General features: G+C 52.6%; 12 protein-coding genes. 4 read left to right on the top strand and 8 right to left on the bottom strand.

Translation table 11 applies throughout. The annotated features are described in order from the left end of the window. The first annotated feature begins 237 nt into the window (after positions 1 to 237). Positions 238 to 534, top strand: coding sequence for a YciI family protein (locus F7Q90_RS23170; RefSeq protein ID WP_006119366.1), 297 nt, complete (start codon positions 238 to 240; stop codon positions 532 to 534). Between the two features lie 40 nt (positions 535 to 574). Further along, on the top strand, positions 575 to 748 hold the full coding sequence (locus tag F7Q90_RS26795) for a hypothetical protein (protein ID WP_006119367.1): 174 nt from the start codon (positions 575 to 577) through the stop codon (positions 746 to 748). A gap of 29 nt (positions 749 to 777) precedes the next feature. On the opposite strand, the gene F7Q90_RS23165 is transcribed toward F7Q90_RS26795, so the two are convergent. After that, on the bottom strand, positions 778 to 951 hold the full coding sequence (locus F7Q90_RS23165) for a YciY family protein (RefSeq protein WP_006119368.1): 174 nt from the start codon (positions 949 to 951) through the stop codon (positions 778 to 780). A 162-nt stretch (positions 952 to 1,113) separates the two neighbouring features. Here F7Q90_RS23165 and cls point away from each other — a divergent pair, with 162 nt between their 5' ends. After that, on the top strand, positions 1,114 to 2,574 hold the full coding sequence (gene cls, locus F7Q90_RS23160; protein WP_006119369.1) for a cardiolipin synthase: 1,461 nt from the start codon (positions 1,114 to 1,116) through the stop codon (positions 2,572 to 2,574). Positions 2,575 to 2,618: 44 nt separating this feature from the next. Continuing rightward, a complete protein-coding gene (locus F7Q90_RS23155) occupies positions 2,619 to 2,942 on the top strand; it encodes an HI1450 family dsDNA-mimic protein (RefSeq protein ID WP_006119371.1) in 324 nt (107 codons plus the stop codon). A 47-nt stretch (positions 2,943 to 2,989) separates the two neighbouring features. Here F7Q90_RS23155 and oppF read toward each other — a convergent pair whose 3' ends face one another. The 7 genes from oppF to F7Q90_RS23120 all read right to left on the bottom strand — a co-directional run. Beyond that, positions 2,990 to 3,988 carry a murein tripeptide/oligopeptide ABC transporter ATP binding protein OppF gene (gene oppF, locus F7Q90_RS23150; protein ID WP_006119372.1) on the bottom strand — a complete coding sequence of 333 codons (999 nt, stop codon included), beginning with the start codon at positions 3,986 to 3,988 and terminating at the stop codon, positions 2,990 to 2,992. Beyond that, entirely contained in the window at positions 3,985 to 4,998 is a 1,014-nt protein-coding gene (gene oppD, locus F7Q90_RS23145) for an ABC transporter ATP-binding protein (protein ID WP_006119374.1), read from the bottom strand. The genes oppF and oppD overlap by 4 nt, the downstream gene beginning before the upstream one ends. A gap of 11 nt (positions 4,999 to 5,009) precedes the next feature. Beyond that, positions 5,010 to 5,918 carry an oligopeptide ABC transporter permease OppC gene (gene oppC / locus F7Q90_RS23140; protein ID WP_006119376.1) on the bottom strand — a complete coding sequence of 303 codons (909 nt, stop codon included), beginning with the start codon at positions 5,916 to 5,918 and terminating at the stop codon, positions 5,010 to 5,012. A gap of 14 nt (positions 5,919 to 5,932) precedes the next feature. After that, positions 5,933 to 6,853: an oligopeptide ABC transporter permease OppB gene (gene oppB / locus F7Q90_RS23135; RefSeq protein ID WP_006119378.1), complete on the bottom strand. Its 921-nt coding sequence runs from the start codon at positions 6,851 to 6,853 to the stop codon at positions 5,933 to 5,935. 85 nt (positions 6,854 to 6,938) lie between these two features. After that, positions 6,939 to 8,579 carry an oligopeptide ABC transporter substrate-binding protein OppA gene (gene oppA / locus F7Q90_RS23130; protein WP_006119380.1) on the bottom strand — a complete coding sequence of 547 codons (1,641 nt, stop codon included), beginning with the start codon at positions 8,577 to 8,579 and terminating at the stop codon, positions 6,939 to 6,941. Positions 8,580 to 8,734: 155 nt separating this feature from the next. Next, positions 8,735 to 10,354, bottom strand: coding sequence for an ABC transporter substrate-binding protein (locus F7Q90_RS23125; protein WP_006119382.1), 1,620 nt, complete (start codon positions 10,352 to 10,354; stop codon positions 8,735 to 8,737). A 369-nt stretch (positions 10,355 to 10,723) separates the two neighbouring features. After that, positions 10,724 to 10,887, bottom strand: a 164-nt coding sequence (locus F7Q90_RS23120) for a transposase domain-containing protein (protein ID WP_151161046.1), incomplete at its 5' end; no start/stop codon positions are given.

Raw genomic sequence — 10,887 nt, 5'->3', positions numbered from 1 at the left:
GAATATTTTACGGCATTCTCCGCTAATGCTCAGGCGAATATCCCTGAAGGACGTTCTTAACAATTTAACAAGGGTTTACCACAAAATGGTGCTGGTTTATTAGCGTCAATTTGTGGGGATCCCTCAGCCCTTTAGCCCATTATGCTCAGCACGTTATTGACGCAAGGTTTCGTTTGCACTCTACTTAACTATCCCTTACCGTGTTGCAAAATTTATAGAGTCAATGGGAGCGCCCTAGTGCTTTACGTCATTTATGCTGAAGATAACGCCGATTCTCTGGAAAAACGCAACGCGGTGCGCCCCGCTCACCTTGCGCGTCTGAAGCTGCTGCATGAAGAAGGCCGTTTGATCGTTGCAGGCCCCATGCCTGCGGTTGACAGTAACGATCCTGGCGTAGCCGGTTTCACCGGCTCCACGGTGATTGCAGAGTTCCCGTCACTGGAAACGGCCCAGGCCTGGGCAGCGGACGATCCCTATATTGCGGCGGGTGTTTACAAACACGTCAGCGTCAAGCCGTTTAAGCGGGTTTTCTGAGCCCGCCGACAACACTGACGCTTCTACAGAGATAGTCTGAATGCATGCCATTATCATGGCCCTGCTGCTGGTCATCACCCTGCTTGTGGGTGGCGCGTTGTATCTGTGGCGAAAGCACGGCTGGCGAAACAAAAAGCACTTGATCGTCATGCTGATTGTACTGGCGGCAGCCGTCCAGTTGGTTAACGTCAACTTATTGATGACCGGACAGTAATTTAACAGCCGCTTCGCGCGGCTGCATCATCAGAGATTTTGTGTGATAAACAGAATGGAACGACGTTGCTGTTGCGCCAGTTGATGGCGAATCCCGTGGATGCGTTTATAGCGGCGTGACTGCCCTTCCAGCCAGCGCGAACGTCGACGCTGCACCTGACGCAACATTCTCCAGCGGGCCACTTCGTTTCTGCTTCGTCTCATAACTTCCTCTCTGACATCTGACTCACGCGCACGCATTATAGAGATCTCTGCGCTAATGCCAAATCGGATCTCGCATTGACATACCACGATGATTAAGGGTTTCACTCCCTACCATCTCCACGTAAACTTCTCAGATTCAAGCGCGAACAGGATGTCCACTTAATGACGACGTTTTATACGCTTATCAGTTGGTTATTGGTATTTGGTTACTGGTTATTGATTGCGGGTATTACCCTGCGCATTCTGATGAAGCGACGAGCCGTAACCTCGGCAATGGCATGGCTGCTGATTATTTTTATTCTGCCACTGGTTGGCATTATTGCTTATCTGTCGTTTGGTGAATTGCATCTGGGTAAACGCCGGGCTGAACGCGCGCGAACGATGTGGCCCTCTACCGCCCGCTGGCTGAATGATCTTAAAAAGCGTACCGAAATCTTTGCCACCGATTACAGCGATGTCGCGCAGGCGTTATTTCAGTTGTGCAACAACCGTCAGGGCATCGCAGGGGTAAAAGGGAATCAGTTACAGCTGTTGACCAGTTCGGACGATGTAATGAAAGCCCTTATCAGGGATATTCAGCTGGCCCGGCACAATATTGAGATGGTGTTTTATATCTGGAATCCGGGCGGACTGGCGGATGAAGTCGCCGAATCCCTGATGGCCGCGTCGCGGCGCGGTGTTCACTGCCGCCTTATGCTGGATTCCGCAGGCAGCGTCGCCTTCTTCCGCAGCCCATGGGTCGGGATGATGCGTAATGCGGGTATTGATGTGGTTGAGGCGCTACAGGTCAGCCTGCTGCGTGTCTTTCTGCGTCGTATGGATTTACGTCAGCATCGCAAAATGGTGCTGATTGATAACTATATTGCCTATACCGGCAGCATGAATCTGGTGGACCCGCGCTTTTTTAAGCAGGACGCGGGCGTGGGTCATTGGGTCGATCTGATGACGCGTATGGAAGGGCCGGTATCAACCGCCATGGGGATCGTTTACAGCTGTGACTGGGAAATTGAGACCGGCAAGCGTATTCTGCCCCCACCGCCCGACCGCAATATTATGCCGTTCGAACAGGAAAGTGGTCATACCGTTCAGGTGATCGCTTCCGGTCCCGGTTTTCCCGAGGATTTAATTCATCAGGCGTTGCTTACGGCGGTCTACTCTGCCCGCGAACAGCTGATCATGACCACGCCTTATCTGGTGCCCAGTGACGATCTGCTGCATGCCATCTGCACGGCTGCGCTACGTGGCGTCAATGTGAGTCTGGTGGTTCCCCGGCACAACGACTCTCTGCTGGTAAGCTGGGCCAGCCGCTCGTTTTTTAGTGAGCTGCTTGAGGCCGGCGTTAAGATCTACCAGTTTGAAGATGGCCTGCTGCATACCAAAAGCGTGCTGATCGATGGTCAGTTGAGTTTAGTGGGGACCGTGAATCTCGATATGCGCAGCTTATGGCTGAATTTCGAAATTACACTCGCCGTCGATGATGCCGGATTTGGCAGCGATTTGGCCTGCGTCCAGGACGACTATATTGCCCGTTCGCGCCTGCTTGACGCCAGACGGTGGGCAAAACGTGCCTGGTGGAAGCGGATTGTCGAACGACTGTTTTACTTCTTTAGTCCTTTACTGTAAAACGAGCGAAATTACGAACCGCCCTCAGATAAACGGGACCGAAAATGGATCTGAACAACCGCCTGACAGAAGACGAAACGCTGGAACAGGCCTACGACATTTTTCTTGAACTGGCAGGTGACAACCTTGACCCTGCTGACATTATTCTTTTCAATCTGCAGTTTGAAGAGCGTGGCGGCGCAGAACTGTTTGATCCGGGTGAAGACTGGCAGGAGCACGTGGACTTCGATTTGAACCCCGACTTTTTCTCTGAAGTGGTCATTGGTCTGGGCGAAGCAGACGGCGAACCTATTACCGATGTGTTTGCGCGCGTACTGCTGTGTCGGGAAAAAGATCACAAGCTGTGTCACATTTTGTGGCGTGAATAGTCCTCACCTCGTAACGAAAACGCCGGGCAACAGCCCGGCGTTTTCGTTTAAAGCGGATCCACCTTCAGGCAGGACACCGCATGGCGGAAGCTGCCTTCGAGCAGCGGCCGCGTTTTGGCGCATTCCGGTCCGGCAATCGGGCAGCGGGTGCGGAAAAGGCACCCGGATGGCGGATTGATCGGCGACGGTAACTCCCCTTCCAGCAACTGAATCTGCTTATTTTTTTCCAGATCCGGATCGGGAATCGGTACGGCTGACATCAGCGCTTTGGTATAAGGATGCTGCGGATGGGTATACACCTCATCGTAGGTGCCCAGCTCCACCGCGTGGCCCAGATACATCACCAGTACGCGATCCGAGATGTGCTTCACCACCGCCAGGTCGTGGGCGATAAAGATCAGCGACAGCCCCATTTCTCGCTGCAGTTGCTGTAGCAGGTTGACCACCTGCGCCTGAATGGACACATCCAGTGCGGAGACCGGTTCATCACAGATGATCAGTTTAGGCTCAAGAATCAATGCACGCGCAATGCCGATACGCTGACACTGACCGCCTGAAAACTCGTGCGGATACCGGTTAATCAGGTTAGGCAACAAGCCCACTTTCATCATCATCGTTTTGACGCGATCTTTGATGTCCTGGCGAGAAAGCTCAGGGTGATAGGTACGTAAGGGCTCGGCGATAATATCGCCGATGGTCATGCGCGGGTTAAGCGAGGCCAGCGGATCCTGAAATATCATCTGGATATCGCTACGCGCCTTACGCCACTCTTCCTCACTCTGCCCCAGCAGGTTACGGCCAAGCCAGGTGACACGACCTTCCGTGGCTTTCACTAACCCGATAATCGCACGTGCCAGCGTGGATTTACCGCAGCCGGACTCGCCCACCACACCCAGCGTTTCCCCTTCGTACAGGCGCAGACTGACGCCATCCACGGCCTTCAGCGTTTTTGGCGGCAGCCAGAACCACTGCTTGTCATCCTTGATGTCGAAATGAACTTTCAGATCGGCAATTTCGAGTAGGACTTTTTTTTCTGCCAGGCTCATACGAGTTCCTCCACCGGCTTAAAGCAGGCGCGTAAGCGCCCTTCTGCAAACGGTAACAGCGGCGGTGCTTTGGAACAGATATCCATGGCATGCGGACAGCGCGGCTGGAACGGACAACCCTGCGGCAGACGCAGCAGGTTTGGTGGATTACCCGGAATGGTGGTCAGGCTTTCACCTTCTGCATCCAGTCTTGGCACCGCATTCAGGAGACCAATCGAGTAGGGGTGAGCCGGCTGATAAAACACATCGCGCGCGCGACCGTATTCCATGGTGCGGCCGGCATACATCACCAGCACTTTATCGCAGATCCCCGCCACCACGCCCAGATCGTGGGTAATCATGATGATCGCCGTATTGAACTCGCGCTTTAGCTCATTCAGCAGCGTCATAATCTGCGCCTGCACCGTAACATCCAGTGCGGTCGTCGGTTCATCCGCAATCAGCAGCTTAGGCCGGCACAGGAGCGCCATCGCGATCATCACGCGCTGACGCATCCCGCCCGAAAACTCATGTGGGTACATCTTCATGCGTTTGCGGGCTTCGGGCATTTTTACCGCGTCCAGCATTTTCACCGACTCTTCAAAGGCCTGAGCGCTGCTCATGCCTTTGTGCAGTTTCAGCACTTCCATTAACTGTTCGCCGACCCGCATATACGGATTCAGTGATGTCATGGGATCCTGAAAAATCATCGCGATTTGTTCAGCGCGCAGCCGGTTTAACTGTTTTTCCGGCAGATTAAGAATCTCTTTACCGTTGAACAACGCAGAGCCGCCAATGCGGCCATTGCTGGCCAGCAGGCCCATCAGCGCAAACGCGGTTTGCGATTTACCCGAGCCTGACTCACCGACAATGCCCAGGGTTTCCCCGGCACGCAGTGAGAAATTGAGATCGTTCACGGCGGTGACATCACCGTCATGGGTGCCGAACGTAACACGTAAGTCTTTCACTTCAAGCAACAGGTCGCTTCCCGCGCGTGCAGCCTGAGCAGGCTGAAATTCATGAATAGTCATCGGGAAACTCCTTAACGATCTTTGGGGTCGAGGGCATCACGCAGGCCATCGCCAATAAAGTTAAAACAGAACAGCGTGACCACCAGGAAAATGGCCGGGAACAGCAACAGCCACGGCGAAACTTCCATGGAGTTAGCCCCATCGCTCAACAGCGCGCCCCAGCTACTCAGCGGCTCCTGGGTGCCCAGGCCGAGAAAGCTCAGGAATGATTCGAACAGAATCATGCTCGGTACCAGCAGCGAGGCGTAAACCACCACCACGCCCAGTACGTTAGGCACGATATGGCGCGTCACGATTTTCCAGGTCGAAACGCCGCCAACATGCGCCGCTTCAATAAACTCTTTACGCTTCAGGCTCAGAGTTTGTCCACGCACGATACGCGCCATGTCCAGCCACGACACCATACCGATAGCAGCAAAAATCAGCAGGATGTTACGGCCAAAGAAGGTGACCAACAGAATGACGAAAAACATAAACGGGAAGGAGTTAAGGATTTCCAGAATACGCATCATCACGGAGTCGATTTTTCCGCCAAGGTAACCGGCAATGGAACCGTAGAGCGTTCCCACCACCACGGCGATCAGCGCGGCGGCAATGCCCACCATCAACGAAATACGACCACCAATAGCGACGCGCACCAGCAGATCACGCCCCGACGAGTCGGTGCCAAACCAGTGTCCGGACGTGGTATCTGGCGGCGATGACATCATTCCCCAGTCGGTATCGAAATAGGAGAACGGTGACAACATGGGCGCGAAAATTACAAACAGCGTGATTAACATCAGCACCATCAGGCTGATTAACGCGGCCCGGTTATGAATAAAACGGCGACGGGCATCCTGCCACAGGCTACGCCCTTCTACTTCCAGTTTTTCACTGAATGCATCAAGAGCTTCGCTATTTTTCTTACTTAACATCATGGCGAACTCCAGAATCAGTAGCGAATTTTCGGGTCGATAACGGCATAGAGCACATCGACGATCGCGTTAAACAGAATGGTCAACAGCCCCACCAGAATCGTCAGGCTCAGTACCAGCGAGTAGTCACGGTTAAGCGCGCCGTTGACAAACAGCTGGCCGATACCGGGCAGTCCGTAAATAGATTCAATCACCATAGAGCCAGTAATAATGCCCACAAATGCCGGCCCCATATAGGAAATAACCGGCAACAGTGCTGGCTTGAGCGCGTGACGTAAAACGATACGACGTAACGGCAACCCTTTGGCTCGCGCGGTACGGATAAAGTTGGAATGCATCACCTCAATCATCGAGCCACGAGTGATACGCGCGATACTGGCAATGTAAGCCAGGGATAACGCCACCATCGGCAGCAGCATATAGTTCCACTGTCCACCGTTCCAGCCGCCACCCGGCAGCCATTTCAGCGTAATGGCGAAAATCAGGACTAACAGCGGGGCAACCACAAAACTCGGTATGACCACGCCGGTCATTGCCACCCCCATGACGACGTAATCCCACAGGGTGTTTTGCTTCAGCGCGGCGATAACCCCTGCCGTCACGCCCAGTACCACGGCCAGGATAAAGGCAGCCAGGCCCAGTTTGGCCGACACCGGAAAGGCATGACCAACCAGGTAGTTCACCGAATAGTCTTTATATTTAAACGAGGGGCCAAAGTCGCCATGGGCCAGTTGAATCAGGTAATCAACATATTGCTTGCCAATGGGATCGTTGAGGTGATATTTCGCCTCGATATTCGCCATCACCTCTGGCGACAGCGTACGCTCACCCGTGAACGGACTGCCGGGGGCCAGTCGCATCATAAAGAAGGAGATAGTAATAAGGACGAAAAGCGTCGGGATGGCTTCAAGTAACCGACGCAAAATGAATTTTAACATTGCCGTACCTACCAGGCTTGTGCTTCACATTGCATTAAAAAATACAGGCGGCGCTCATGGCGCCGCCGCTGTTCTTGGTGTTCTGTTAGTGCTTAATGATGTACAGGTTTCTGTCTGCGACGTTATCCAGCGGATCTTTACCGGTATAACCACCGACATACGGTTTCACCAGACGGGTGTTCACGTAGTAGTACAATGGCACGATGGCAGAGTCTTTATCCAGCTGCTGCTCAGCTTTTTCATAGTCAGCCGACCGGGCTTTATCATCGGTCGTGGCCAGGGCATCTTTCATCAGCTTGTCGAAGGCCGGGCTCTTGTAGTGCGCGGTGTTGTTACTGCTGTCAGACAGCATGGTATTCAGGAACGACGTCGGTTCGTTATAGTCTGCACACCAGCCTGCACGAGCAACGTCGAAGTTGCCCTGATGACGCGTATCCAGGAAGGTTTTCCACTCCTGGTTCTCCAGCTTCACTTTCACACCCAGATTTTTGGCCCAAATCGACGAGGCGGCAATGGCCAGTTTTTTATGCAGATCGGAGGTGTTGTACAGGAGCGTAAACGTTAACGGTTTGTCTGCCGTGTAACCGGCTTCAGCCAGCAGCTTTTTGGCTTCAGCATTACGTTTTTCCTGTGACCAGGTAAACCACTCTGGCTTCACCAGTTCCATACCATCTGTTGCTGGTGGCGTGTAGCTGTAGGCTGGCTTCTGGCCCTGCGCCAGCACTTTATCCACGATAATGTCGCGGTCGATACCCAGTTTCAATGCGGCACGTACGCGCGGATCGGTGAAAGGCGCTTTCTGGTTATTAATTTCGTAATAATAGGTGCACAGATAAGGGTCAACATGCAGCTCTTTACCGTTGTCACGCTGTAATTTTTTGAACAGCTCAATCGGCAGATTGTTATAGGTCATGTCACTGCCGTTATCAGAGAAGTAACGGTTAACATCACTGACTTCTGACGAAATGGGCAGGAAGGTGACTTTGTTCAGAACGGTATGCGCGTTATCCCAGTAATCAGGGTTGCGCACAACGGTAATACGTTCGTTAATGACGTGAGATTCCAGCTTAAAGGCACCGTTGCTGACGATATTTTCAGGCTGGGTCCACTTATCACCGAATTTCTCAATAACCGCTTTGTTTACCGGCGACATTGAGGAGTGAATCAGTAATTTATAGAAATACGGAACCGGCTCGCTCAGGGTCACTTGCAGCGTATGATCGTCAAGCGCCTTCACGCCCAAATCTGTTGGCGGTTTCTTACCGGCGATAATATCGTCAACGTTGGCCAGGTGACCGTATTGCAGATAGCTGGCATAAGGAGACGCGGTTTTCGGATCGGCCAGACGCTGCCAGCTGTAAACGAAATCCTGAGCAGTCACCGGCTCACCGTTTGACCATTTGGCATTTTTGCGCAGATGGAAGGTCCAGACTTTAAAGTCTTTATTATCCCAGCTCTCTGCCACGCCAGGAATCGGATGGCCGTTGGTATCGCTGATCACCAGTCCTTCAAACAGGTCACGGCTGACGTTCGATTCCGGTACGCCTTCAATTTTGTGCGGATCCAGCGACTGAACCTCGCTACCGTTTCCTTTTACCAGCTCTTGCTTCGCGGCCAGCTCAACCCCGGCAGGGACCGTGGCGGCGACAACGCTGTTGGCTGTGAGCGCACTCATCGCTGCAAAGACGCTGGCAGCAATCAGGGTTTTCTTCGTGATGTTGTTCATTCTTAACTCCAGTTTTTTTATTTTCACCGAGGGTGTTTGCGACCTCAGTGTTCCCCGTATTCGGGCCCAGGTGTTTTCACCTGGGGAGCATTGACCCTGTAGCGTGGTCAGCACGGTAACGCCCTTCCCGGCTGTGCCGCCGGATAAGCGCGTTATCAGTGTTGTTTAATGAAATAATATTTCAGATCTGTCATGTCCTGCGGATCGCGGCCGGTGAACCCGCCAACCCAGGGTCTAACCAGCCTCACGCTGACGCGGTAGTAAACTGGCACAATTGCCGAGTCTTTGTCGAGTTGTGTTTCAGCCTGCTGATACAATGCCGCGCGGTCAGCATCCTTTGTGACGCTTAGCGTGTCTGCCATCAGCCGATCAAAGGCCGCACTACGATAAAACGCGGTATTGGTCGACGACTGACTCAGGAACATATTCAGGAAAGTAGAGGGCTCGTTATAATCCGCGCACCATGTAGCCCGCACCACGTCATACTGTGCCTGATGACGCGTTTCCAGCAGCGTTTTCCATTCCTGATTTTGTAAGGTGACCTGCGCCCCGAGGTTGCGCTGCCACATTGACGCTGCAGCAATCGCCTGGGTTTTATTTTGATCGGAGGTGTTATAGAGCAGCGTAAAACGCAAAGAATTTTTACTGTCGAAACCCGCTTCTGCCAGCAGTTTCTTTGCCGCCTCATTGCGCTGCGACTGGGACCAGGTCATCCATTCCGGTGTGGCTAACGCGGCCCCATTGGTATAGGGCGGTGTAAAACTGTAAGCCGGAATCTGGCCCTGTCCCATAATCTTTTTGGCGATAATGTCGCGGTCCAGCGTCATCTTTATAGCCGCGCGCACGCGCGCATCAGTAAAAGGCGGCTTTTTGTTGTTGATTTCATAATAAAACGTACACAATAAGGGGCTGACTTTGACTTCGTCGCCGATGTCCTTACGCAGCTTCGCGAACATATTGGGCGGGATGGCGCTGTTGGTCATATCCAGGCCACCGCTGCGATAGCGGTTGATGTCGCTGTTCTCAGAACTGATCGGCAGAAACGTCCCCTGCTCAATCACGGTTTGCGCGTTGTTCCAGTATAGCGGATTGCGCTTCAGGACAATTTTTTCGTTGACGACCCAGTCACTTAAGGTATAAGCACCATTACCAACATAATGCCCGGGTTGAGTCCATGCCTCGCCCCATTTCTGGATAGCGGGCGCATACACGGGTTTCATAGCGGTATGCGCCAGCATGGCAATCAGATAGGGAACGGGCTCTGTTAAAGTGACCTGTAAATGGTGATCGTCAATCGCTTTTACGCCCAGTTGGTCTGGTGCCGCTTTACCCGCAATAATCTCGTCGGCATTGGCAATATGCGCCGCCTGCAGATAACTGGTGTAAGGAGATGCAGTTTTCGGATCGGCCAGGCGTCGCCAGCTGTAAACAAAATCGTTAGCCGTTACGGGTTCGCCGTTGCTCCATTTTGCATCGTTGCGCAGCGTGAAGGTCCAGATTTTTCCTTGCTGATTTTCCCAGCTCTCAGCCACACCGGGGACAACCTTACCGTTATTATCTGTATTAACCAGCCCGTCCAGCAGATTCAGGATAATATTGGATTCCGGCACACCTTCCGTCTTATGCGGGTCAAGCGAGGCCACTTCGGAGCCATTGTTAATGACAATTTGCTGCTGTGGCGATAAGGTCACGCCGGCGGGTACGCTGGCCGCACAGACGGGTAAAGCAGTCATCACACCTAGTGCCAGACAAGACCAATATTGCTGAGCGTTCATTTACCACACCTTGTTGACCTGCCCGTTTTTATTCTGCAATCCCGTCTGCATCAAGAAAAAAATCTTGCTATTTCGACCTTCGGGAAAACATGCTCAATGCGCCGAAAATTAGCAGAAGCTGAATGACGGCGCCAAAACTAAATAGTTAAAATGTTATCTGTTTCTCTTTTATCATGAGATTTTTCCCAGTGGAAGTGTTAATTTTTAGCCTAAAAATACATTAACCTACTGAATTATAAAAATATTCATAGATTTGATGCTATTCTAACCAGAATATTACATTCACCGATTTTGACTGCGTTGTTGTAGCGTCATTCTTTCCCGATGTGCCATTTAAAAGTAAGCGTCGCATTCAGACCGTATTGACGTTCAGGCAGAGGGAAGCTCGACCTTCCATGGCAGCAGATCGCGGACCCGGTTCACCGGCCAGTCCTGTATATGACCGATGACGTAACGCAACCACGTCTCGGGGTCAACGCCGTTAAGCCGGCAGGTGACGATCAGAGAGTAGAGGATCGCCGCACGTTCTCCGC

It is taken from the genome of Pantoea stewartii subsp. stewartii (assembly GCF_008801695.1).
Classification (GTDB): Bacteria; Pseudomonadota; Gammaproteobacteria; order Enterobacterales; family Enterobacteriaceae; genus Pantoea; species Pantoea stewartii.
The sequence above is the reverse complement of the archived record's forward strand: the minus strand, read 5'-3'. Positions and strand labels throughout refer to the sequence as shown.

What these genes read in the sequence shown, in the direction of transcription:
- F7Q90_RS26795 (WP_006119367.1), top strand. Translation starts at nt 575, where the DNA reads ATGCATGCCATTATCATGGCCCTGCTGCTGGTCATCACCCTGCTTGTG.
- F7Q90_RS23165 (WP_006119368.1), bottom strand. Translation starts at nt 951, where the DNA reads ATGAGACGAAGCAGAAACGAAGTGGCCCGCTGGAGAATGTTGCGTCAG.
- cls (WP_006119369.1), top strand. Translation starts at nt 1,114, where the DNA reads ATGACGACGTTTTATACGCTTATCAGTTGGTTATTGGTATTTGGTTAC.
- F7Q90_RS23155 (WP_006119371.1), top strand. Translation starts at nt 2,619, where the DNA reads ATGGATCTGAACAACCGCCTGACAGAAGACGAAACGCTGGAACAGGCC.
- oppF (WP_006119372.1), bottom strand. Translation starts at nt 3,988, where the DNA reads ATGAGCCTGGCAGAAAAAAAAGTCCTACTCGAAATTGCCGATCTGAAA.
- oppD (WP_006119374.1), bottom strand. Translation starts at nt 4,998, where the DNA reads ATGACTATTCATGAATTTCAGCCTGCTCAGGCTGCACGCGCGGGAAGC.
- oppC (WP_006119376.1), bottom strand. Translation starts at nt 5,918, where the DNA reads ATGATGTTAAGTAAGAAAAATAGCGAAGCTCTTGATGCATTCAGTGAA.
- oppB (WP_006119378.1), bottom strand. Translation starts at nt 6,853, where the DNA reads ATGTTAAAATTCATTTTGCGTCGGTTACTTGAAGCCATCCCGACGCTT.
- oppA (WP_006119380.1), bottom strand. Translation starts at nt 8,579, where the DNA reads ATGAACAACATCACGAAGAAAACCCTGATTGCTGCCAGCGTCTTTGCA.
- F7Q90_RS23125 (WP_006119382.1), bottom strand. Translation starts at nt 10,354, where the DNA reads ATGAACGCTCAGCAATATTGGTCTTGTCTGGCACTAGGTGTGATGACT.